Annotated in this window: 21 protein-coding genes; 11 read left to right on the top strand and 10 right to left on the bottom strand. The window is 72.7% G+C overall.

All coding sequences use genetic code 11. The annotated features are described in order from the left end of the window. Positions 1–45 precede the first annotated feature (45 nt). Entirely contained in the window at positions 46–1,470 is a 1,425-nt protein-coding gene (glnA, locus tag PZC42_RS18340) for a type I glutamate--ammonia ligase (protein WP_277213146.1), read from the bottom strand. Between the two features lie 134 nt (positions 1,471–1,604). Here glnA and PZC42_RS18335 point away from each other — a divergent pair, with 134 nt between their 5' ends. After that, on the top strand, positions 1,605–2,051 hold the full coding sequence (locus PZC42_RS18335) for an RDD family protein (protein ID WP_277213144.1): 447 nt from the start codon (positions 1,605–1,607) through the stop codon (positions 2,049–2,051). A gap of 48 nt (positions 2,052–2,099) precedes the next feature. On the opposite strand, the gene PZC42_RS18330 is transcribed toward PZC42_RS18335, so the two are convergent. From PZC42_RS18330 to PZC42_RS18315, 4 genes are read right to left on the bottom strand one after another with little or no spacing between them, the layout of a single operon-like run. Continuing rightward, positions 2,100–2,831, bottom strand: coding sequence for a DUF4191 domain-containing protein (locus PZC42_RS18330; protein ID WP_277213142.1), 732 nt, complete (start codon positions 2,829–2,831; stop codon positions 2,100–2,102). Between the two features lie 11 nt (positions 2,832–2,842). Then, the gene (gene lipA / locus PZC42_RS18325; protein WP_277213140.1) at positions 2,843–3,853 is read right to left on the bottom strand and encodes a lipoyl synthase; all 1,011 of its coding nucleotides are present in this window, start codon (positions 3,851–3,853) and stop codon (positions 2,843–2,845) included. A 26-nt stretch (positions 3,854–3,879) separates the two neighbouring features. Continuing rightward, entirely contained in the window at positions 3,880–4,611 is a 732-nt protein-coding gene (gene lipB / locus PZC42_RS18320; protein WP_277213138.1) for a lipoyl(octanoyl) transferase LipB, read from the bottom strand. Between the two features lie 9 nt (positions 4,612–4,620). After that, positions 4,621–5,079 carry a MarR family winged helix-turn-helix transcriptional regulator gene (locus tag PZC42_RS18315; protein WP_277213136.1) on the bottom strand — a complete coding sequence of 153 codons (459 nt, stop codon included), beginning with the start codon at positions 5,077–5,079 and terminating at the stop codon, positions 4,621–4,623. A 27-nt stretch (positions 5,080–5,106) separates the two neighbouring features. On the opposite strand from PZC42_RS18315, the gene PZC42_RS18310 reads away from it, so the two are divergent. From PZC42_RS18310 to PZC42_RS18300, 3 genes are read left to right on the top strand one after another with little or no spacing between them, the layout of a single operon-like run. Further along, the gene (locus PZC42_RS18310) at positions 5,107–7,386 is read left to right on the top strand and encodes an MMPL family transporter (RefSeq protein ID WP_277213134.1); all 2,280 of its coding nucleotides are present in this window, start codon (positions 5,107–5,109) and stop codon (positions 7,384–7,386) included. A gap of 36 nt (positions 7,387–7,422) precedes the next feature. Continuing rightward, positions 7,423–8,529, top strand: a complete 1,107-nt coding sequence (locus PZC42_RS18305; RefSeq protein ID WP_277213132.1) for a Gfo/Idh/MocA family protein — start codon at positions 7,423–7,425, stop codon at positions 8,527–8,529. A gap of 57 nt (positions 8,530–8,586) precedes the next feature. Continuing rightward, positions 8,587–9,894 carry a serine/threonine-protein kinase gene (locus PZC42_RS18300; RefSeq protein WP_277213130.1) on the top strand — a complete coding sequence of 436 codons (1,308 nt, stop codon included), beginning with the start codon at positions 8,587–8,589 and terminating at the stop codon, positions 9,892–9,894. An 84-nt stretch (positions 9,895–9,978) separates the two neighbouring features. Here the strand turns inward: PZC42_RS18300 and sucB are convergent, their stop codons facing one another. Continuing rightward, positions 9,979–11,766, bottom strand: a complete 1,788-nt coding sequence (sucB, locus tag PZC42_RS18295) for a 2-oxoglutarate dehydrogenase, E2 component, dihydrolipoamide succinyltransferase (protein WP_277213128.1) — start codon at positions 11,764–11,766, stop codon at positions 9,979–9,981. A 365-nt stretch (positions 11,767–12,131) separates the two neighbouring features. Between sucB and PZC42_RS18290 the strand changes: the two genes are divergently transcribed. Next, positions 12,132–12,392, top strand: coding sequence for a hypothetical protein (locus tag PZC42_RS18290; protein WP_306575644.1), 261 nt, complete (start codon positions 12,132–12,134; stop codon positions 12,390–12,392). Between the two features lie 61 nt (positions 12,393–12,453). On the opposite strand, the gene PZC42_RS18285 is transcribed toward PZC42_RS18290, so the two are convergent. Further along, the gene (locus PZC42_RS18285; RefSeq protein ID WP_277213126.1) at positions 12,454–13,959 is read right to left on the bottom strand and encodes a leucyl aminopeptidase; all 1,506 of its coding nucleotides are present in this window, start codon (positions 13,957–13,959) and stop codon (positions 12,454–12,456) included. Positions 13,960–14,022: 63 nt separating this feature from the next. On the opposite strand from PZC42_RS18285, the gene PZC42_RS18280 reads away from it, so the two are divergent. Genes PZC42_RS18280 through PZC42_RS18265 form a run of 4 tightly spaced genes read left to right on the top strand, consistent with a single transcriptional unit; the run spans position 14,023 to position 16,116 of the window. Beyond that, the gene (locus tag PZC42_RS18280) at positions 14,023–14,379 is read left to right on the top strand and encodes a hypothetical protein (RefSeq protein WP_277213124.1); all 357 of its coding nucleotides are present in this window, start codon (positions 14,023–14,025) and stop codon (positions 14,377–14,379) included. Then, on the top strand, positions 14,379–14,834 hold the full coding sequence (locus PZC42_RS18275) for a hypothetical protein (protein WP_277213123.1): 456 nt from the start codon (positions 14,379–14,381) through the stop codon (positions 14,832–14,834). Before PZC42_RS18280 ends, PZC42_RS18275 begins: the two co-directional genes overlap by 1 nt. Next, positions 14,831–15,910 carry a quinone-dependent dihydroorotate dehydrogenase gene (locus PZC42_RS18270; protein ID WP_277213122.1) on the top strand — a complete coding sequence of 360 codons (1,080 nt, stop codon included), beginning with the start codon at positions 14,831–14,833 and terminating at the stop codon, positions 15,908–15,910. The genes PZC42_RS18275 and PZC42_RS18270 overlap by 4 nt, the downstream gene beginning before the upstream one ends. Next, positions 15,907–16,116 (top strand): hypothetical protein, encoded by a 210-nt coding sequence (locus tag PZC42_RS18265; RefSeq protein ID WP_277213120.1) that lies wholly within the window; start codon positions 15,907–15,909, stop codon positions 16,114–16,116. The genes PZC42_RS18270 and PZC42_RS18265 overlap by 4 nt, the downstream gene beginning before the upstream one ends. Positions 16,117–16,141: 25 nt before the next feature. Here PZC42_RS18265 and yczR read toward each other — a convergent pair whose 3' ends face one another. Next, on the bottom strand, positions 16,142–17,578 hold the full coding sequence (gene yczR / locus PZC42_RS18260) for a MocR-like transcription factor YczR (protein ID WP_277213118.1): 1,437 nt from the start codon (positions 17,576–17,578) through the stop codon (positions 16,142–16,144). Between the two features lie 60 nt (positions 17,579–17,638). Between yczR and yczE the strand changes: the two genes are divergently transcribed. Continuing rightward, positions 17,639–18,454 carry a membrane protein YczE gene (gene yczE, locus PZC42_RS18255; protein WP_306575641.1) on the top strand — a complete coding sequence of 272 codons (816 nt, stop codon included), beginning with the start codon at positions 17,639–17,641 and terminating at the stop codon, positions 18,452–18,454. Between the two features lie 91 nt (positions 18,455–18,545). Here yczE and PZC42_RS18250 read toward each other — a convergent pair whose 3' ends face one another. Then, on the bottom strand, positions 18,546–19,559 hold the full coding sequence (locus PZC42_RS18250; RefSeq protein ID WP_277213116.1) for an aldo/keto reductase family protein: 1,014 nt from the start codon (positions 19,557–19,559) through the stop codon (positions 18,546–18,548). A gap of 21 nt (positions 19,560–19,580) precedes the next feature. Continuing rightward, positions 19,581–20,216 carry a DUF3043 domain-containing protein gene (locus PZC42_RS18245; protein WP_438802974.1) on the bottom strand — a complete coding sequence of 212 codons (636 nt, stop codon included), beginning with the start codon at positions 20,214–20,216 and terminating at the stop codon, positions 19,581–19,583. 56 nt (positions 20,217–20,272) lie between these two features. On the opposite strand from PZC42_RS18245, the gene PZC42_RS18240 reads away from it, so the two are divergent. After that, positions 20,273–21,655, top strand: coding sequence for a dipeptidase (locus tag PZC42_RS18240; RefSeq protein WP_277213114.1), 1,383 nt, complete (start codon positions 20,273–20,275; stop codon positions 21,653–21,655). Positions 21,656–21,718 lie beyond the last annotated feature (63 nt).

Here is a 21,718-nt window from a genome sequence, read left to right as displayed (position 1 = left end):
GGCGCCGTTTTCGGCAACTACTGACAGAGGGTGGAAACCCCTGAATCAGATGTCGTAGTACAGCTCGAACTCGTGCGGGTGCGGGCGCAGACGGATCGGGTCGATCTCGTTGGTCCGCTTGTAGTCGATCCAGGTGGCGATGAGGTCCTCGGAGAAGACGTCGCCCTGGGTGAGGAACTCGTGGTCGGCCTCGAGGTTGTCGAGGGCCTCGCCGAGCGAGGCGGGGACCTGGGCGATCTCCGCGTGCTCCTCGGGGGGCAGCTCGTACAGGTCCTTGTCGACCGGCGCCGGCGGCTCGATGCGGTTCTTGATGCCGTCGATGCCCGCGAGGAGCTGGGCGGCGAACGCCAGGTACGGGTTGGCCGACGGGTCCGGCACGCGGAACTCGACGCGCTTGGCCTTCGGCGAGTTGCCGGTGACCGGGATGCGGATGCACGCGGAGCGGTTGCGGGCCGAGTAGACCAGGTTGACCGGAGCCTCGTAGCCGGGCACCAGGCGGTGGTACGAGTTCGCGGACGGGTTGGTGAACGCGAGCAGCGACGGCGCGTGCTTGAGCAGACCGCCGATGTACCAGCGGGCCGTGTCGGACAGGCCGCCGTAGCCCTTCTCGTCGTAGAAGAGGGGCTCGCCGTCCTGCCACAGGGACTGGTGCGAGTGCATGCCCGAGCCGTTGTCGCCGAAGATCGGCTTCGGCATGAACGTGACGGACTTGCCGGCCTGCCAGGCGACGTTCTTGACGACGTACTTGAACTTCATCAGGTCGTCGGCGGAGTGCAGCAGGGTGTTGAACTTGTAGTTGATCTCCTGCTGGCCGGCGGTGCCCACCTCGTGGTGCGCGCGCTCGACGTCGAGACCGACCTGGGCCAGCGCGGCGCAGATGTCGTCACGGAGGTCCGCGAACTGGTCGTTGGGGGAGACGGGGAAGTAGCCACCCTTGTAGCGGGTCTTGTACCCGAGGTTGCCACCCTCCTCCTCGCGCCCGGTGTTCCAGGCCGCCTCGACCGAGTCGATCTGGTAGAAGCTGGAGTTCGCCGACGTCGCGAAGCGCACGTCGTCGAAGATGTAGAACTCGGCCTCGGGGGCGAAGAACGCCGTGTCCGCGATGCCGGTGGAGCGCAGGTACGCCTCGGCCTTGGCCGCGATGGTGCGCGGGTCGCGGCCGTAGGGCTCGTCCGTGAACGGGTCCACGATCGAGAAGTTCATGATGAGCGTCTTGCGCTTGCGGAACGGGTCGAGGTACGCCGTCGTGACGTCCGGGACCAGCTTCATGTCCGACTCGTGGATCGCCTGGAAGCCTCGGATCGAGGAGCCGTCGAACATCAGGCCCTCGGTGAAGGAGTCCTCGTCGAACTGCCCGACGGGGATGTTGAAGTGCTGCATCACGCCCGGCAGGTCGATGAACCGGACGTCGATGAACTCCACCCCCTCGTTGCGGGTGAAGGCGATTGCCTCCTCGGCATTGGTGAACATGCAGGCTCTCCTTGGTGAGACGGTGCCAGGTCGCTCGGCGCCCTTGACGCTAGGGCTGCAGGGTTACCCTTGCATAGCGCGTATGTTTCGGCCGTGTTACGTGACCCGCTGGTTGCCGCGCGTAGGCTGTTTACATGGCTTCACGTGGCGATCTCGGGTCGTGGCTGTCCGGCGGAAGTGTCCCGACAGGTGAGACGCAAGGGCCCGACCGGCTCGGTCTGCCGTCGTCAGGGTCCGGATCGCAGGCACCTCTCGGCCGGCGCGTGGTCGCGCTCTGCCTCGACTGGGCGGTCGCCAGCGGGATCAGCTACGGCTTCTTCGCTTTCCACGAGGGAGCCACGCTGGGCATCTTCGCCGTCATGAATCTCGTCCTGGTGGCCTCCGTCGGCTCGACGATCGGGCACCGCCTGCTCGGGCTGCAGGTGCGGCGTCTGGGGGCCGAGGAGCCGCATCTGGTCGGGTTCGGGCGCGCAGCAGTCCGTGCGCTCCTGGTGTGCCTGGTGATCCCCGCCGTGGTCTGGGACGCCGACGGTCGCGGCATGCACGACAGAGCGGCCGGCACCGTCATCGTGCGTCGATGACCGTACCGGCCGCTGGGAGCGTGCCGCTGGGCTTGCTGGACCGAGGGCTCAGCGCCCGCGCATCCCCTTGCGGTCCGGGCGGGCCTTCATCGGGTCGATGCCCTTGGGGACGGGAAGGCGGACGCCGCCGAGCGCCTTGAGACGCTTGCCGACCTCGGCAGCCTCGGCCCGGGTGAGCTTCTTCTTCATCCGCTGCACCTTGCGCGCGACCTTGGGCAGCGGGATCTGACCGTCCTCGGAACCCACCTGCAGCAGGGTGATCGGCACGTTCGGCAGGACGCGGGCGGTGCGTCGGCGCTCGTCTTCGAGCATGCGCTGCACACGGTGCGAGGGGCCCTCGGAGACGAGGACGACGCCCGGTCGGCCGATGCCCCGGAAGACCAGGTCCTGCTGGCGGTTGACCGCCACCGGCTCGTCCTGGAAGTTCCAGCCGCCGCGCACGGTGCCCAGCGCCGCGCGGACAGCACCCGGCTGTCCCTCGATCTGGGTGTACGCCGCACGCTCGGCCTTGCGGGTGAGGACGAACATCGCCCCCAGCAGGGAGAACGGCAGGCCGACGATGGTCGCGTAGATCGGGTGCCCGGTGAGGAACCCGATGAGCAGCGCGAGCGCGAGGATGCCGCAGAAGACCGCGAGCATGATCCAGGTGACGAGCGGGTCCTGCCGCTTCGTCATCTTGTAGGCGGCCCAGACCTGGTGGTACCACCGCTGCTTCTTGGGCTTCTTCTGCTTCTTGGGCGCGTCGGCTGAGTCGCCGGCGCCGGACTTGGTGCGGGCCATGGTCGTTGAGTCTACTGGGCCCGGGAGGACACGAGGCTCGCGGCCTCCTGGCGCGACGTCGTCGGCTCGGTGAGGTGGGCGAGGGCCGCCGGCACGGACTCGCCGCGCTTGGTCATGGCCTGCCCCCACAGGCGCCCCGCACGGTACGAGGAGCGGACGAGCGGCCCGGCCATGACGCCGAGGAACCCGATCGCCTCGGCATGGTCGCTCAGCTCGACGAACTCCTCGGGGCGGACCCAGCGGTCGACGGGGTGGTGCCGCAGCGAGGGGCGCAGATACTGCGTGATCGTGATGAGGTCGCAGCCCGCGGCGTGCAGGTCCTCGAGCGCCTGCTTGACCTCGTCGATGGTCTCGCCCATGCCGAGGATCAGGTTGGACTTCGTCACGAGACCGGCCTCGCGGGCGCGGGTCAGCACCGACAGCGACCGCTCGTACCGGAAGGCGGGCCGGATCTGCTTGAAGATGCGCGGCACGGTCTCCACGTTGTGCGCGAGCACCTCGGGGCGGGAGTCGTTCACCTCGTCGAGCAGCTCCGGGATCGCGTTGAAGTCCGGGATGAGGAGCTCCACGCCCGTGCCAGGGTTCAGCGCGTGGATCTGCCGCACGGTCTCGGCGTAGAGCCAGGCCCCGCCGTCGGCGAGGTCGTCACGCGCGACGCCGGTGATCGTGGAGTACTTCAGGCCCATCTCCCGGACCGACTCGGCGACGCGACGCGGCTCGTCCGCGTCGAAGTCCGCCGGCTTGCCCGTGTCGATCTGGCAGAAGTCGCACCGCCGGGTGCACTGGTCACCGCCGATGAGGAACGTGGCCTCCCGGTCCTCCCAGCACTCGAAGATGTTGGGACAGCCGGCCTCCTCGCACACGGTGTGCAGGCCACCGCCCTTGACGAGCCCCTTGAGCTCTTTGTACTCCGGGCCCATGACCGCGCGGGTCTTGATCCAGTCGGGCTTCTTCTCGATGGGGGTGGTGGCATTCCGGGCCTCGACCCGCAGCATGCGGCGGCCCTCGGGTGCGATGGTCACGACGTCGGTCCCTTCGTAGACGGCACTCAGCCTACGGCGGCCCTCGCGGGCTCGGGTCGGATGTCTTGCTGGGTGACCGTGAGTTCCGTCACCAGGGGCGACAGATGCTCGACGAGGGAGGAGGCCAGCAGAGGGCGGACCTCCTCGACGGTCACGCGACGGCCGGCCTCCGCGGACAGCGAGGTCACGTCGGCGTCGTCGATGCCGCACGGCACGATCACGTCGAACGCGGACAGGTCCGGGTCGCAGTTGAGCGCCAGGCCGTGCATGGTGACGCCCTTGGCCACGCGTGCCCCGATGGCGCACACCTTGCGCTCACGCCGCGGCGCCGCGCCGTCGTGCGCCGGGCCTTCCGGTCCTGGGCCCGCCGCGTCGTCGGCGGCGAACCAGACTCCGGAGCGACCCTCGACGCGCACGGTGTCCAGCCCGAACGTGGCGCAGACGTCCATCACGGCGGTCTCGAGCGTGCGCACGTACCGCACGACGTCGACGGGGGACCGCAGGGCGACGATCGGGTAGGCCACGACCTGACCCGGTCCGTGCCAGGTGATCTTGCCGCCGCGGTCGACGTCCACCACCTCGGTGCCGTCCGTGGGGTACTCGTCCCGCCGGGTCCGGCGCCCGGCGGTGTAGACGTCGTCGTGCTCGAGCAGATAGGTCACTCCGGGACCGCCGGTGCGCACGGCTTCGTGCGTCCGGCGTTGCAGGTCCCAGCCCTCGCGGTAGTCGGTGAGCCCGGGCAGCGTGACGACGTCCATGCGGGCAGGCTACTCCTCGCTGGCCGGCTCGCCCGCGCGCTGGGCTCGCACCATGGTCACGAGCAGCTCGCGCAGCTCGCGCGCCTGGCGTTCGTCGAGGCCGCGCAGGGTGAGGTCCTCGGCGGGCTGCCGGCGCCCGGCCTCCCGTGCCGCGCTCAGCCCGGCGTCGGTGACGGTCACGGTCCGACGGCGTCGGTCGGCCGGGTCGGTGGACCGGGTGACGTAGCCGGACCGCTCGAGCCGGGCCACGACCTTGCTCATGGTCTGCTCGGTGACGCCGGAGACCGCGGCCAGCTCGCGCTGGGTGCGCGGTCCTCCGGCGAGGTGCAGCAGCACCGGGAACCCGGCGTGGTTGAGCTCCCAGGCGGCCAGGTGCTCGTTCCACTCGTGCTCGATGCGGCGCACGACGGTGAACAGCAGGCGACCGGTGGGCCAGTCGGCCGGTTCGTCGCTCGTGGGGTCGGTCACTTGCTCAGGATCCCCTCCGCGTAGAGAATGCTCAACATGCTGAGTAATAGGTGGACGGGTGTCGTCCGTGGTCTGGTCATTCTGGCAGCCATCGGCGTCTGGCTGGCCATCGGCGCCTTCGGCGGACAGGCCCAGGGGCAGCTCAGCAGCGTCCAGACGAACGACGCGGCGGCGTTCCTGCCGGCGAGCGCCGAGTCCACCGAGGCCGCCGCGCTCGCCGAGCGGTTCGCCGCCGACGAGTCGCTGCCCGCCCTGGTCGTCGCCGAGACGCCCGACGGCGCCCAGCTCACCGAGGACCAGCTCGCCGCCGTCCGGGCGTTCGCCGACGCCGTGCCCGACGCCCCGCTGGAGGGCACCGCCGGCGACGAGCCGACCACCGTGGGGGACGCCAGCATCACCGACCCCGTCGTCGTCCCGTCCGACGACGGTCAGGCGGCCCTCGTCGTCGTCTCCCTGGACGCGGGGCTCGCCCAGCAGGACGTGGGCTCCGAGGAGTCCAGCGTCTCGAGGCTGGCGGTCGACGCCCTGCGTGACCTCGCGTCCGCCGATGTCGACGACGGCGGCCTCGCCGGCACCGGCCTGGATGCCTGGGTCTCCGGCCCGGCCGGCTTCGTGGCGGACCTCGTCGCGGCGTTCGGCGCGATCGACACCGTGCTGCTCCTCGTCGCCCTCGGCGCCGTGCTGGTGATCCTGGCGCTCGTCTACCGCTCGCCGGTGCTGCCGTTCGTGGTGATCTTCAACGCCGTCCTCGCGCTGTGCCTCGCCGGTCTGGTCGTCTACCACCTGGCGGCGAACGACGTCCTGACGCTCAACGGTCAGTCCCAGGGCATCCTGTCGATCCTCGTGGTCGGGGCGTCGGTGGACTACGCGCTGCTCGTCGTGGCCCGCTACCGCGAGGAGCTGCTCGCCACCATCTCGCCGTACACGGCGCTGCGCCGTGCCGTGCGTGCCTCGGTCGAGCCGATCGCCGCCAGTGCCGGGACCGTCGTCGCGGGCCTGCTCTGCCTGCTGCTGTCCGACCTGTCCTCCAACCGCAGCCTCGGCCCGGTCGCGGCGATCGGCATCGTCGCGGCGTTCCTGTCCGCGCTCACGCTGCTGCCCGCGCTGTTGCTCGTCGGTGGCCGCCGCGCCCGCTGGGTGTTCTGGCCGCGCGTACCGCGCCTCGCCGACGAGGCCGCGGAGGAGCCGCGACCGGCCATCGTCGCGGCGGCCGAGGCGTTCGACGCCGACACGCGGGTCGTCGTCGCCGGTCACGGCGTCTGGTCGCGCATCGCCGCGTTCGTGGGCCGGCACGATCGGCCGGTGTGGATCGTCACCGCACTGGTCCTCGCCGCAGGCGCGGCGTTCGTGCCGACGTTCGACGCCGACGGCACCGGCGACTCCGAGGTGTTCCTCACGCAGGTCGACTCCGTCGACGGCGAGGAAGCGCTGACCAGGCACTTCGAGGGAGTGTCGGCACAGCCGGTCACCGTCGTCGCGGCGGCCGAGGACCTCGACGCGGTCGTTGCGGCGGCCGAGGACACCGACGGCGTCACGGCGGCCGCGCCGGTGACGGACCAGCCCGCCCCCGCACCCGGCGCCCCCGCCCAGGGCGACCCGCTCGTCGTCGACGGCCTGGTCCGCGTCGATGTGACCACCTCGGCGCCGTCCGACAGCCAGGAGGCCGCCGAAGCCGTCGCTGCCCTGCGCGACGCCGTGCACGAGATCTCGCCCGACGCGTTGGTGGGCGGGGCCGCGGCGGAGCGCCTCGACACCCAGCTCGCGGGTCAGCGCGACCTGCGGGTGATCGTGCCGGTCGTGCTCGTCGTGATCCTGCTGATCCTCATGGTGCTGCTGCGCTCCGTGCTGGCCGCGGTGCTGCTCATGGCCGCCAACGTCCTGTCCTTCGGCGCCGCGCTCGGTGTCGCGGCCATCGTGTTCGACCACGTCTTCGACTTCCCCGGGGCCGACCCCTCGGTGCCGCTGTACGCCTTCTGCTTCCTGGTGGCCCTCGGCGTCGACTACTCGATCTTCCTCATGACCCGTGTGCGCGAGGAGAGCCTGCGCCTCGGGACGCGGCAAGGCGTCCTGCGCGGCCTGGCTGTCACCGGCTCGGTGATCACCTCGGCCGGGGTGGTCCTGGCGGCGACCTTCGCTGCGCTCGGCGTGATCCCGCTGCTCTTCCTGGCGCAGATCGCGTTCATCGTGGCGTTCGGGGTGCTGGTCGACACGCTCGTGGTGCGCAGCCTGCTGGTCCCCGCGCTGGTCCACGACATCGGCGACCGGGTGTGGTGGCCGGCACGGCTGGCGCGGCACACGGCGCGCTGAGCGGCTGCGAGGCCCGGCGTCGGGCACGATGGACCCATGGTGGCTCACGAGGACACGACCGGACCGGCGGACGACGGCGCGACGGACGACGGGGCGGCGGTCCACCCACCGCTGCGCCTGGCGATCGTCGGGTACGGGGGAGCGGGGCGGGAGATCCACGCCCGGCTCGCCGCCGAGGCCGGTCACACCGTCACGGCCGTCCTGACCCGCGACTCCGGCCGGCGCAACCAGGCGGCCGGCGACTGGCCCGCCGCGCGACTCGTCGGTGACCTCGGGGAGCTCATCGAGCTGCGCGCGCGCTACGACGTCGTCGTCCTGGCCAGCCCCACGGCGCTGCACGCCGAGCAGGCGGCGGAGCTCGCCCGCGCGGGGGTCCCGTTCGTGCTCGACAAGCCGATCGGCGTCGACGCCCACGAGGCCCGCGCCGTCGTCGCCGAAGCGGCTGCGACGGGCACGCCGTTCACCGTCTTCCAGAACCGCCGCTGGGACCCGGAGCAGCGCACGCTCGCCGCGCTGCTGGAGCGGGGCGAGCTCGGCGACGTCCACACCTTCGAGCGGCACTGGGAGCGGTGGCGCCCCGTGCCCCGCAAGCGGTGGAAGGAGAACGACACCGCCGGTGGCGGGCTGCTGCTGGACCTCGGCCCGCACCTGGTGGACTCCGCCACGCAGCTCTTCGGACGCGTCACCAGCGTGTGGGCGCAGACCCGGGCCCTGACCACCCCGACCGAGGACGACGTGTTCTTGGTGCTGGCGCACGAGCCCGGCGGTGGCCGCGCCGCCAGCCCGCACGCCGTCGTCTCGCGCCTGTGGGCTGGTTCCGTGGTCGGAGCGCCCGGCCCGCGCACACGCGTGCTCGGCACCGGCGGCGCCTACCTCGTCACGACGTTCGAGCAGGACGCCTCCCCGCTCGAACGGTTCGACGACGACGCCCCGGCAGGCTCCCACGGCTGGCTCACCCGAGGGCGGGACCGCGAGCCGGTGCCCACCGGCCCCGGCACGCACGCCGACTTCTACCGGGCGCTCGCACCCTGGCTGGCAGGCGACGCCCCTGCGCCCGTCGACCCGGCCGACGCCGTGCGCACCGCGGAGGTGCTGGACGCTGCCCGTACCTCAGCGCGGGAGGGACGTCAGATCTCGCTCTGACCTGAACCCTGTGGACAACCGCAGCGGAGCAGCGGCCGTTCGGTGTTCGATGGGCTGGTGCAGACCGACGACGCCCTGACCGTCCCCGTCGACGCCACCGACCGGGCCGCACTCCTGGAGCGCCTGAGCCGCCTCGCCGAGATCGACCACCCCTGCCTCGAACCCGTCGGGCCCGCCGTGCCGAGCCCGGACGGCGCGCTGGTCGTGCCGCGCGGGACGGGCACGGCGACCGACCTGCCGACCGTGCTCGCCGTGCGGGGCCGGTGCGAGGCGTCGGAGGCTGCCGGCATCGCCGTGGCCGTCGCCCGGGGCCTGGCGGCGCTGCACAGCAGCGGCCTCGTGCACGGCCCGCTGGAGGCTGCCGACGTCGTCGTCGCCCTGGACGGCACGCCGCGCCTGCGCCCTCGGCTCGCGCTCCCCGTCGGGGAGGGGGTCCCCGCGGAGGCCGACGACGTCCACGGTCTCGCGCGGCTCGTCGACTCGCTGGTGGGGTCTCCCGACGCGGACGCGACCGTGGCCCTGCGAGCCGCCCTGGCCGCGGCGCTGGCCGCAGATCCGCGCGTGCGGCCCGAGGCAGGAACCCTGGCGGCGCGTGTCGACGAGGCCGTGACCCCCGAGCCCGTGCGGCTGCCGGAACCCGCCATGCTCGCCGCCGCCGCACTGGGTCACCGCCGCGCGCCCGACCGGCACGAGGAGCGCACCGAGGCAGTCCGGCACCGCAGGGCACGGCGGGCCGGGTCGGGCGGGGCCCCACAGACCTCCCGACGCGGCGGTCGCGCGCACCGGCGACGGGCGGCCGCTCGCCGGCCGGGCCCGTCCGCCCTCGTGCGTACCGGTCTCGGAGCCGCCGCAGTCCTGGCCGGTGTCGGCCTCGCCACGGCGGTCGTGCTGCAGGTCCCGGGGCCGGACCGGCAGGCACTGCTTGCCGTGGAGGCCTCGGCCACACCGGCGCCGGCCGAACCCGTCGTCGCGGCCTCCGCCGACCCCGTCGCCGAGCGTGACGACCCGGCGGGCGCGGCGGCCGAGCTCACGCGCCGTCGGGTGGAGCTCCTGGCCCAGCCGCAGGCGCAGGCGCTGGAGGAGGTCGTGCTCGCCGGGTCGCCCGCGCACGCGGCGGCGGCGGAGCGGCTCGAGCAGGCGGTGGCCTCGGGGACCCGGGTGCAGGGGGTGGAGGTGACGGTCCTCGAGACCCGGACCGAGCAGTCGAGCACCGGCACCGCCGAGGTGGCTGTCGAGTACGTCGTCGGGGCGCACGAGCAGACGGTGGACGGTCTGACCACACAGGTCCCGGCGAGCGGGCCGCAGACGGCGACCCTGCTGCTGGCCTGGACCGAGGACGGCTGGCGGGTCACCGACGTGGCGTGACGCACCGAGGGCGGGTGCCGCGCGACGAAGTCCTGGTGGACCTCGTCCCGCGGGCACCCGCCCTCGGTGGTGGTGCGGCTCGCGTCAGAGACCGACCTCGGACTCGAACGCGGCCTCTTCGATACGGTTCTTGATCGCCGTGAGGAAGCGGGCGGCGTCCGCGCCGTCGACCAGGCGGTGGTCGTACGAGAGGAAGATGTGCGCGAACTGACGGATCGCGATGCTCTCCTCACCGTCCGGCCCCGTCACGACGGCGGGCCGCTTGGTGATCGTGCCGGTGCCCAGGATCGCGACCTGGCCGACCGGGACGATCGGGGTGTCGATGAGCGCCCCGCCGGAACCGGTGTTCGTGATGGTGAACGTGGCACCGCTCAAGTCGTCCGGGCCTACCTTGTTGTCCCGCGTGCGGGCCGCGAGGTCGCCGATCTGGCGGGCGATGCCGGCCAGGTTCAGGTCACCCGCGTTCTTGATCACCGGCACGATGAGGCCGCGCTCGGTGTCGACGGCCAGGCCGACGTTCTCCGAGCTGTGGTACGTGATCTCGCCCTTGTCGGTGTCGATCGAGGCGTTGATCTTCGGGAACGCCTTGAGCGCCTCGACCGCGGCGAGCGTGTAGAAGGGCAGGAACGTCAGGTTCGCGCCTTCACGCGCCTTGAAGCCGGCCTTGGCCTTCGCACGGAGCGTGGCGACCCTGGTGACGTCGACCTCCACCACCGTGGTGAGCTGGGCCTGCGTCTGCGTGGCCTCGAGCATGCGCTCCGCGACGACCTTGCGCAGCCGCGACATCTTCTCGGTCGTGCCGCGCAGCGGGGAGACCTCAGGGACGGTCGGCTTCTTCGGGGCCGGTGCAGGGGAGCCCGATGCGGCCGGGGCGGGCGCAGGAGCCGCAGCCTTTTCGGCAGCGGCCAGCACGTCCTCCTTGCGGACACGACCGCCGACACCGGTGCCCTCGATCGACGAGACGTCCACGCCCTTCTCCGCGGCGAGCTTGCGCACCAGCGGCGTCAGGTACGAGCCCTTGCCGGCGGCAGGTGCTGCCGGGGACTCGGAGGACTTCGCCGGCGCGGGCGCCGGAGATGCGGCCGGGGCGGGCTCCGGCGTCGCGGCGGCCGGCGCAGGCGCCGGGGACGCGGCCGGAGCGGAGTCCGCGGCCTTCGCCGGGGCGGGCTCGGGGGCGCCGACCGGCTCGGGCGCCTTGGCGGGCTCCGGCTCGGACTTCTCGGCGGGGGCGGCGCCGGAGCCGACGAGCGCGAGCACCGCGCCGACCTCGACCGTCTCGTCCTCGTCCACGACGATCTTCTGGAGCGTCCCGGCCACGGGGGAGGGGATCTCGGTGTCGACCTTGTCGGTGGAGACCTCGAGCAGGGGCTCGTCGACCTCGACGGAGTCCCCGACCTCCTTGAGCCACCGCGTGACGGTGCCCTCGGTGACGGACTCGCCCAGCGCGGGGAGGGTCACCTCGGTGCCCTCGCCACCACCGGACTGCGGGGCGTCGTCGGCAGGCTTCTCGGGGGACGCCTCGGCGGCGGGCTCCGGCTCGGCGGGCTTCTCGGCCTCGGGCTCGGGCTCGGCGGGCTTCTCGGCCTCGGGCTCGGGAGCAGACTCGGCCGGCGCGGCGGAGCCGCCACTACCCGAGCCGTCGCCGATGACGGCGAGCGTGGCACCGACCTCGACCGTCTCGTCCTCCTCGGCGAGGATCTGCTCCAGGACCCCTGCGACGGGGGAGGGGATCTCGGTGTCGACCTTGTCGGTGGAGACCTCGAGCAAGGGCTCGTCGACCTCCACGGTGTCACCGACGGACTTCAGCCAGCGGGTGACGGTGCCTTCGGTGACGGACTCGCCGAGTGCCGGCAGCTGCACGTTCTCAGACATGACCTGTGGAGTCTCCTTCGATCAGTGGGTCAGGCGACGTGCCGAGGCCGGTCGACCGGTGTTCCGGTCGAAACCTCTCCGGTTGCCGCGTTCCTGGGTCACTGGGCCTCATCTTGTCACTACCTGGGGTTCGTCCCCAATCGGGGTCGCCCCGTGAGAACTGTGACGCTCGGTACATCTGGCACGGGACGGGAGGTTTTGTGTCGTTCGGCACCCTGGATGTCGCCTCGGTGGTGACCGTGCTCACCCTCAGCGAGCGGAGGTAGTCTCGCGACATGTCGTTGAGGTCTGCGATGAACCGCCTTCTCGGGCGTTCCGCACCGTCGTCCAGTGCAGCACCGTCCGGAGGAGGGCGTTCCGCTGCCGTGGGCCACCTCCAGGAGTTCGTCGGTTCCCGGGTGGGGGTGGAGGCCTACGTCGAGCCGCCCAACGCCCAGACCCCTGCCACGGTGCTTCTCGTGGCGACCACGGGGGAGTGGACCCGCCGCCGCGTGCCGGACGAGCGCACCGGCTTCGACGTCGCCCGGTCGCTCGGGGTACCCGTCTACAACGTGCGCTTCACGGGCTACCCGCAGCGGATGCGGGACTGGAACTCGGCGCAGCGCGCCCAGCGCAAGCGCGGCTGAACCTCGGTGGCCGGGCGCCGCCGTCCGGCACGGGAGACCCGTGCCGGACGGCGGAGCGGGATCAGGCAGCGCCCGCGCGGCCCTCCAGGAAACCGAGGAGCGTCCGCACACCGACTCCGGTACCGCCGACGGGCGTGTAGCCGAACGGAGCCTTCTCGTTGTACGAGGGGCCCGCGATGTCGAGGTGCGCCCACGGGGTGTCCCCGACGAACTCGGCCAGGAAGTGGCCGGCGAACAGCATGCCGCCGGCACGGTCCGAGGCGGCGTTGACCATGTCGGCGACGGGCGACTTCAGCCCGGCCTTCAGCTCGGCGGGCAGCGGCATCGGCCAGAACGGCTCGCCGGTCGCGTCGGCGGCAGCCTTGACCTCGTCGCGCACGTCGTCGGAACCCATCACGGCGGAGGTCCGGTTGCCGAGCGCCACCACCTGCGCTCCCGTCAGGGTGGCGATGTCCAGGACGGCGTCGTGCCCGTCCTCCACCGCGGACACGAGCCCGTCGGCCATGACGAGGCGGCCCTCGGCGTCCGTGTTCGTGATCTCGACCGTCTTGCCGCCACGCATCGTGACGACGTCCGACGGGCGCTGCGCGGTGGAGCTGGGCATGTTCTCGGCGAGGCACAGGTAGCCGGTCACCGCGACGGGCAGGCCCAGGCGGGCGGCCGCGACGACCGTGTGCAGCACGGCGGCGGCCCCGGCCATGTCCGACTTCATGGTCAGCATGCCGGCCGGAGGCTTGAGGGAGATGCCGCCGGTGTCGAAGGTGATCCCCTTGCCGACGATCGCGACCCTGCTGGTCGCCTTCGGCGGCGCATAGGTCAGCTTGACCAGGCGGGGTCCGCGCGACGAGCCCTGACCGACGCCGGCGATCCCGCCGTAGCCGCCGGCGACGAGCTGCTTGTCGTCGAGCACGGTCACCTTGACTCCCTTGGCGCCGAGCTCCTTGACGGCCGCCTTGGCGGCGTCGGCGAACGCCGCCGGGAACAGGTCGTTCGGCGGGGCGTTCACGAGGTCACGTGTGCCGTGCACCGCCGCGGCGAGCACCTTCGCGCGCTCGACGGCCGCCTTGGCGCGCGCCGAGCGCGAGAAGCTCGTCGCGACCTGCAGGTGGGCGACGGGCGTCAGCTTCGTGGCGGACTTCTCGTCGCGGTACGGGGTGTAGGCGTAGGCGCCGAGCAGTGCGCCCTCGACGACGGCACCGAGCTCGGCCTCGTCGACGACGGGCAGGGCCACCACCGCATCGGCGGAACCCGCCAGGGACCGCACCGCGGCGCCCGCGGCGGTCCGCAGGGTCTCGCGGTCGAACGTGCCGTCGGCCTCCCGCTCGCCGAGGCCTGTCAGGACGAGGACGTCGGCGGCGACGCCGTCGCCGGCCGGTACTGTGCGCACCTCCTGGAGCGCACCGGTGATGCCGAGCCGCGGAGCCAGCGACTCGATATGCTCGACGAGCTTGCCGGGGAGCTGGTCCGCCACGACGGCGACGCCGTCGGAGGTGGAACAGGTCCCGACGACGAGCGCGTCGGCAGTGATGGTGGACGGTTTCTTGCCGGTCAGGGTGAGGTCAGCCACGCGGACCAGGTTAACGCGGCGGCGCACGCGTGTGCCCCCGGTACGAGCCGGTAGTCTGCGGGCGTGGTTCTTCCCCTGTTCGTCCTCGCCGTCGCCCTGTGTGCGGCGCTCGCGGGGTGGGCGGCCTGGTTCGCGGCACGCGACCGGGCCGTGATCCTGCGACAGCTGTTCGCGGCGGGTGCGGTCGAGGCGGTGCTCGTCGTCCAGGCCGTCGTCGCCGGGGTGCTCCAGGCAGGCGGCCACGAGGTCGACGGCCCGCTCTTCTGGGGATACCTGCTCACTGCTGCGCTGCTGCTGCCGATCGCGGCCGCGTGGGCGTTCGCCGAGCGCACACGGTGGTCCTCGGTGGTGCTCTGCGTCGCCTCGCTGACGGTGGCCTTCCTGCAGTGGCGGCTCTGGATCGTCTGGGGAGGTAGTTGATGGCGACGGCACCCGGCGCCGGTACGACGGCGCACGGTTTCGGCCGCCTGCTCGTGGCGGTGTACGGCATCCTGGCGTTCGCGGCGATCGGCCGGTCGGCGTACCAGGTCGCGACCAAGCTCGACGAGGCACCGCTGGCGTACCTCTTGTCGCTGCTCGCGGCGGGCGTCTACGCCGTGGCGACGATCGCCCTCGCCCGTGGCGGGCGTGGTCGGTGGCGTGCGGTCGCCTGGTGCGCCGTGGCGGTGGAGGCGACGGGGGTGATCGTGGTCGGAACGCTCTCGGTCGTCGTCCCAGGGCTCTTCGACGAGGCCACGGTCTGGTCGGCGTTCGGGCAGGGCTACGGATACGTCCCGCTCGTGCTGCCCTTCGTCGGTCTGTGGTGGCTCTGGCACACTCGCCCAGGACAGCATGCACGCGTGACCTCGCCGGACGAATCGACGGAGGCCCGATGACCCCGTACTCCCTGCTCTTCCACGGCGTCTTTCGCCGCATGGACCCCGAGCGGGCGCACGAGCTCGCGTTCCGGGCGATCGAGGCCGCCGGCCGGGTGCCCGTGCTCCGCGACGTGGTGCAGGGCGCGCTGGCGCCGTACCTCGGGCGGGGCGCGGGCGGGCCGGGCAGCGTCGAGGTGCTCGGCCGGACGGTCCCGGCGCCCTTCGGGCTGGCCGGCGGCTTCGACAAGAACGCCCGCGCGGTGCGCGGGCTGACAATGCTCGGCTTCGGTTTCGTCGAGGTCGGCACCGTCACGCCGCGACCGCAGCCCGGCAACGAGGCGCCGCGTATGTGGCGCGAGCTCGACGTCCACGGCGTGCGCAACCGCATGGGCTTCAACAACGACGGCGCCCTCGAGATGGCCGAGCGGCTGCGGCGGCTGCGCGCGACCGCGGCCGGGCGTGCCGCCGTCGTCGGCGTCAACATCGGCAAGAACAAGACCACGCCGGCCGAGCAGGCGGCTCAGGACTACGCCACCTGTGCCCGGTTGCTCGCACCGCACGCCGACTACCTGGTGGTCAACGTCTCGTCGCCCAACACGCCGGGCCTGCGGGACCTGCAGACCACGGAGGAGCTGCGCCCGATCCTGGCGGCGGCGCGGGAGGCCGCGGACGAGGCGACCTCGGTGGCCGGGGTCCGCCGCACACCGCTGCTGGTGAAGATCGCCCCCGACCTGGCCGATGCGGACGTCGACGCGGTCGCCGACCTCGCCGGCGAGCTCGGGCTCGACGGCGTCGTGGCGGTCAACACGACGATCGGGCACGATCGCGGCCCCGGTGGCCTCTCCGGCCCGATGCTGCTGCCCCGAGGGCTGGAGGTCGTGGCCCGCCTGCGAGCGCGGCTGGGCCCCGACCCGGTCGTCATCGGTGTCGGCGGAGTGACCTGTGCGGACGACGTGCGGGCGTACCTGCGGGCGGGCGCCGACCTGGTGCAGGGCTACACGTCGCTCGTGTACGAGGGGCCGCTGTGGCCGTCCCGTCTCAACCGGGCCCTGACCCGGTCGGCGGGATCCGTGAGCGCGGGGCGTGTCGCATGATCCGGCCACGGTGGGAGTGGGCGCTCGAGGACGACACCGGCCGGCGCCTCGAGCCGTCGCTGAGCCCGGTGTTCACCGCTCAGTACGACGCCGAGCAGTGGCTCGGGGAGCACTGGCGCCAGCTCGCGGGGTCCGGGGCCGTCGTGGCGACTCTGCTGCACGACGGCGCTCAGGCGACACCGGCGATCGAGCTCCGGGTCCCCTGACATCCCCTGACGGGCTGCGGCGTCGTCAGCGGGTGACGCGCTGCCAGGCGTTCGCCAGCCGGTCGACGGCTGCGGTGAGCTTCTCCGGCGTGCCGGTGTAGATCAGACGGATCCGGTCGCGCGCCGAACCGTCCGGGGTGAACTGCGGCCCGGCGCCGATCCGCAGTCCTTCCGCGACGGCGGCGGCCGCCAGCGCCTGGGCTACGGGGCGTCCGATACCGGTCCAGAGGCAGAGCCCGCCGGGCGGTACCGGGACGTCCCACTCCGGGAAGCGGTCCCGGACGAGCCCGACGAGGAGGTCGCGGCGTTCCCGCAACCCGGCCACGCGAGCAGGCAGGATCTCGTCGCGGCGTGCCAGCAGCTCGACGACGGTGAGCTGCTCGAGCACGGGCGTGGCGATGTCGAGCGCCTGGCGTGTCCGGGCGAGGCGTTGCACGAGCTGGGGATCCGCGCGTACCCAGCCGATGCGGATCCCGCCCCAGAACGACTTGGAGGCCGAACCCACGGAGACCAGCCGGGCGTCGGTCCCGTCGCCGCAGAACGGGCCGGGCACGGTGCCGCCGTCGAGGTCGAGGTCGGTGAGCGTCTCGTCGCCCACGACCGTCACGCCGTAGCGCCCGGTCAGGTGCGCGACGGCGGCGCGTTCGTCCGCGCTGAGGGTACGGCCCGTGGGGTTGTGGAAGTCGGGGACGAGGTATGCCAGCCGCGCCCGGGTGCGGTGCACGGCGGAGGCCAGCGACTCGACGTCGCCCGTGGGGACCCCGATCACCCGGGCACCGGCACGCTGCAGCGCCTCGATGGCGTGGTAGTAGGTGGGGGACTCGACGACCACGGGCTCGGTGCGGCCCACGAGCGTGGTGGCGAGGAGCGCGATGGCCTGCTGCCCGCCGGTGGTCACGAGCACCTGGTCCGGTGTGGTGGGCACACCCCGGGCCGCGTACCGGTTCGCGATGGCCTCGCGCAGCACGTCGAGCCCGAGGTGGGCGTAGCCGCCGGTGCCGAGGTAGGCGGGCAGCATCTCGAGGGCGCGCTCGTAGGCGCCGTGCAGCGCATCGGGGGCGGACGGCGTGGCCTGCGACATCTCGATCGGCCCGGACGTGTCGGACAGGGGCGGCAGCGGGCCGTCGCCGGCCGGTGACTGCGGCCGGACGGGCAGGCCGGCCGAGCGGGGCAGGATCGCGACCGTGCCCGACCCGACCTGGCTGGTGGCGAACCCGAGCTCGCGCAGCCGGGCGTAGGCGGCCGACGTCGTCGTCCGGGACAGGCCGAGGGTCCGGGCCAGCTCGCGCTCGCTGGGCAGCCGGGTCAGCGGGGCCAGCGACCCGGACAGGACGGCGGAGCGCAGGGCGTCGGCCAGCGCGAGGTAGGCGGGGCCGGACGTGTGCCACGCGCCCAGCAGCCGCGACGCGGCCGGGGCGGACAGGCTCCGGACGGCCGTGGTGGTCGGGGTGGCCAGGCTCATACGGCCACTCTTCTCTCATTGGCTATGGAATGCAAGGCCATTGCGGGCGATGGTGGCGTCATGACCGACACCTCGACCGCCACCGCTCCGTCCGTCCCGATGGTGCCCTCGACGGCAGCACCGGCGCGTGCCCTGGGCCCGGCACGGCGAGGCGTGCAGCTCGTCCTCGGCCTGCTCGCCTTCACGTTCTCCATGGCGATGCTGCTGCACGCCGGGCAGGGCGGTATGCCGTGGGACGTGCTGCACCAGGGCGTCGTCCGCACCACGGGGTGGTCCTTCGGCATCGTCGTCGCCCTGACCTCGGTGCTCGTCCTGGCGGCGTGGGTTCCGCTGCGGCAGCGGCCCGGGGTCGGGACGGTCGCGAACATCGCCATCATCGCCGTCGCGATCGAGCCGAGCCTGTGGGTCCTCGAGACCCTGGTGCCCGAGCCGGGGACGGCCGGCAGGGTGCTGCTCGCCCTCGGTGGCATCGTCCTCAACGGGGTGGCCACCGCGGCCTACGTGGGGGTCCGCCTGGGCCCGGGCCCGCGTGACGGCCTGATGACCGGGCTGGTGGCCCGCACCGGCTGGTCCGTGCGCGCGATCAAGACCGGCATCGAGGTGTCGGTCGTGGCCGTCGGCTGGCTGCTCGGGGGCACGCTCGGCTGGGCGACGATCGCGTTCGCGCTCGGCGTCGGCGTCGTGGTGCAGGCCGCCGCACGCTGGCGGTGGCTCGTCCCGAGCGGGCTCGCCGCGCGCCCGGCGATCTCGGCGAAGCCCGGGGTGCCGCCGTTGGCCGGGGCGACGCCGTCGGAGACCGAGGAGCGCCTGCGCCGCCGTGCCCGCGAGATCGCCCGTGCGCTGGACTCGTTCGGCGAGCGCGGCCGGACCCTCTGAGACCCGGTAAACGCGGAGGAGCGTCTCTGTCCGTCAGGAATCAGGACCTGATTCCTGACGGACAGAGACGCTCGCGCAGCGGTGCCGGGTGTCAGGCGACGCGTGACTTCGGCATCCCCTCGAAGGTCTTGCCCGGGTCACGCTCGACGACGTCGCCCAGGACGTCGTCGATCTTCGCCATGAGCTCGGCCGGGATCTCCACCCCGGACGCCTTGACGTTCTCCGCCACCTGCTCCGGGCGGGAGGCGCCCACGAGGGCCGCGGCCACGTTGTCGTTCTGCAGCACCCAGGCGATGGCGAGCTGCGCCATCGACAGGTCGAGCTCCTCGGCCACGGGCTTCAGGCCCTGGACCCGCTCGAGCACGTCGTCACGCATGAAGCGCTCGATCATCCTGGCGCCGCCCTTGGTGTCGGTGGCGCGGGACCCGGCGGGGAGCTCCTGGCCCGGCACGTACTTGCCGGACAGCACGCCCTGGGCGATCGGCGACCAGACGATCTGGGAGATGCCGACCTCCTGGGAGGCGGGGACGACCTCGTTCTCGATGACCCGCCAGAGCATCGAGTACTGCGGCTGGGAGCTGATGAGCTGGAAGCCGAGCTCCTGGGCCAGCTTCGCACCGGCGCGGATCTGGTCGGCGGTCCACTCGCTGACGCCGATGTAGAGGGCCTTGCCCTGGCGGACGATGTCGGCGAACGCCTGCATCGTCTCCTCGAGCGGGGTCTCGACGTCGTAGCGGTGCGCCTGGTAGAGGTCGACGTAGTCCGTGCCGAGCCGCTGGAGCGAGCCGTTGATCGACTCCATGACGTGCTTGCGCGACAGCCCCGTGTCGTTCGGGCCGCCGGGGCCGGTGGGCCAGTAGACCTTGGTGAAGATCTCGAGCGACTCGCGCCGCTGGCCCTTCAGCGCCTCGCCGAGGACAGTCTCGGCCTTTGTGTTCGCGTAGACGTCCGCCGTGTCGAACGAGGTGATGCCGGCGTCGAGCGCGGCGTGCACGCACTGCGTGGCGACGTCGTTCTCGACCTGTGAGCCGTGGGTGAGCCAGTTGCCGTAGGTGATCTCGGTGATCTTGAGACCGCTGTTGCCGAGGTACCGGTAGTTGACCATGCGCCTCACCCTACGATGGCGTCACTCCGGCCAGACACCGTGCTTCTTGTGCATCGGCTTGGGCAGCCGGGAGCGCCGGAGCTGGAACGCGCGCATCACCGCGTACATCATCGTCCCGCGCGGCACCTCGTAGGTCTTGGTCCCGTCAGCGCCCACGGTGCCGAACTTGTCGCGGAGCCTGCGCTTGAGGCGCTGCCACATGATGACGGCGTCGAGCAGGGTGACGAGCACGACCGCGTACAGGCCGAGCAGTACGAGCACGCCGAGGGTCGGGCTCTGCATCACGAGCAGGTTGAGGAAGATGAAGAGGAACGCGACCGGGAGGAAGAACTCGCCGAGGTTCCAGCGCGCGTCGACGTGGTCGCGCACGTAGCGGCGCACCGGACCCTTGTCGCGGGCCGGCATGAACCGCTCGTCACCGGTCTGCATGGCCTTGTACTCGCGGTTGCGATCCTCGCGCATCTTCGCCTTGCTGGCCTGACGCGCCGCCTTGCGGTCGTTGGGGACCAGGGGTCGCTGGTTCTTCGCCGCGGCCTCACGCCGCTTGGGCGTCGGCCGGCCCTTGCCCGCGGGCGTGATCGCAGGGTCTGCGACGGACGGGCTGTCGGACGAACCGGTGCCAGCGGAGTCGGCGGTGTCAGGCTTGCGGAAGATCACGCCACCAGGGTAGTCGAGCGCGGGGCCGTGCCGTGACGCCCCGGTAGCGTGGAGGGGTGAACCACACCGAGACGGACGTGGCCGCCCTGCGCGCCCGCGTCGACGAGCTGTTCCCTGCCATCCAGGCGGACCTCGAGGCCCTGGTCCGGATCCCGAGCGTCTCCGCGGCGGCCTTCGACCAGGCACATGTCGCAGTCAGCGCCGAGGCCGTGGCCGACCTGCTGCGCGGCGTCGGGCTGCCGTACGTGCGCGTGCTGCGCTCGGCCCGCCCCGACGGCGAGCCCGGCGCTCCCGCCGTGGTCGCCCGCCGTCCGGCGCGCGAGGGCGAGCCGACCGTGCTGCTGTACGCCCACCACGACGTCCAGCCGCCCGGGGACGCCGCGACCTGGGAGACCGACCCGTTCGAGCCGACGCAGGTCGGTGAACGGCTGTTCGGCCGCGGCGCCGCCGACGACAAGGCCGGTCTCATGGCCCACGTGGGCGCGCTGCGCGCGCTGACCGCCCTGGGCGAGGAGCCGGGTGTCGGGGTGACCGTCTTCGTCGAGGGCGAGGAAGAAGCCGGTTCGCCGAGCTTCGCGCAGTTCCTCGCCGACCACCGCGACCTGCTCGCCGCCGACGTCATCGTGGTGGCGGACTCGACGAACTGGAAGGTCGGGGTGCCGGCGCTGACCACGTCGCTGCGCGGGCTGGTGGACGGCGTCGTGACGGTCGAGGTGCTGGACCACGCGGTGCACTCCGGCATGTTCGGCGGCCCGGTCCTGGATGCGAACGTGCTCCTCGCCCGTCTGGTCGCCACGCTGCACGACGACGCGGGGAACGTCGCGGTCGCCGGTCTGGCCAGCGCGGGCGAGCCGGAGGTCGACTACGCCGAGGCGGACTTCCGCGGCGACGCATCCGTGCTCGACGGTGTCGAGCTCGCCGGCACCGGGACGATCGCGGGACGGCTGTGGACCAAGCCCGCGATCGCGGTCATCGGCATCGACGCGACCTCGGTGGCGCACGCCTCGAACACGCTCGCCCCGCGTTGTGCGGCGAAGGTCTCGGTCCGCATCCCGCCCGGGACCGAGCCGCAGGCTGCCGAGGACGCGCTGCGGGCCCACCTCGAGGCGCACGCACCGTTCGGTGCGCGGGTCACCTGGACTCCCGGCGAGCAGGGCCGGGCGTTCGGGGCGCCGGCCGACTCCGCTGCCATGCGTGCGGCCCGCGCCGCCTTTTCGGCGGCGTGGGGCACGGCTCCGGTCGACATCGGCGTCGGCGGGTCGATCCCGTTCATCGCGGACCTGCTCGAGGCGTTCCCGCAGGCGGCCGTGCTGGTCACCGGGGTGGAGGACCCGGACTCGCGTGCGCACGGGCCGAACGAGTCGGTGCACCTGGGCGAGCTGCGCAAGGTCGTGCTCGCCGAGGCGCTGCTCCTGCGTGGTGTGGCGGGAGAGGCCTGAGCTCGCTCCGGTCGGTACGTCCGGCTGTGATCGGTGGCTCAAGCTGCCGACCGCGGCCGGAGG

Origin of the sequence: Isoptericola croceus (genome assembly GCF_029382255.1) — a bacterium.
Taxonomy (GTDB): Bacteria; Actinomycetota; Actinomycetes; order Actinomycetales; family Cellulomonadaceae; genus Isoptericola; species Isoptericola croceus.
Note: the sequence above shows the minus strand (reverse complement) of the source record. Positions and strands in the feature narration are given on the sequence as shown.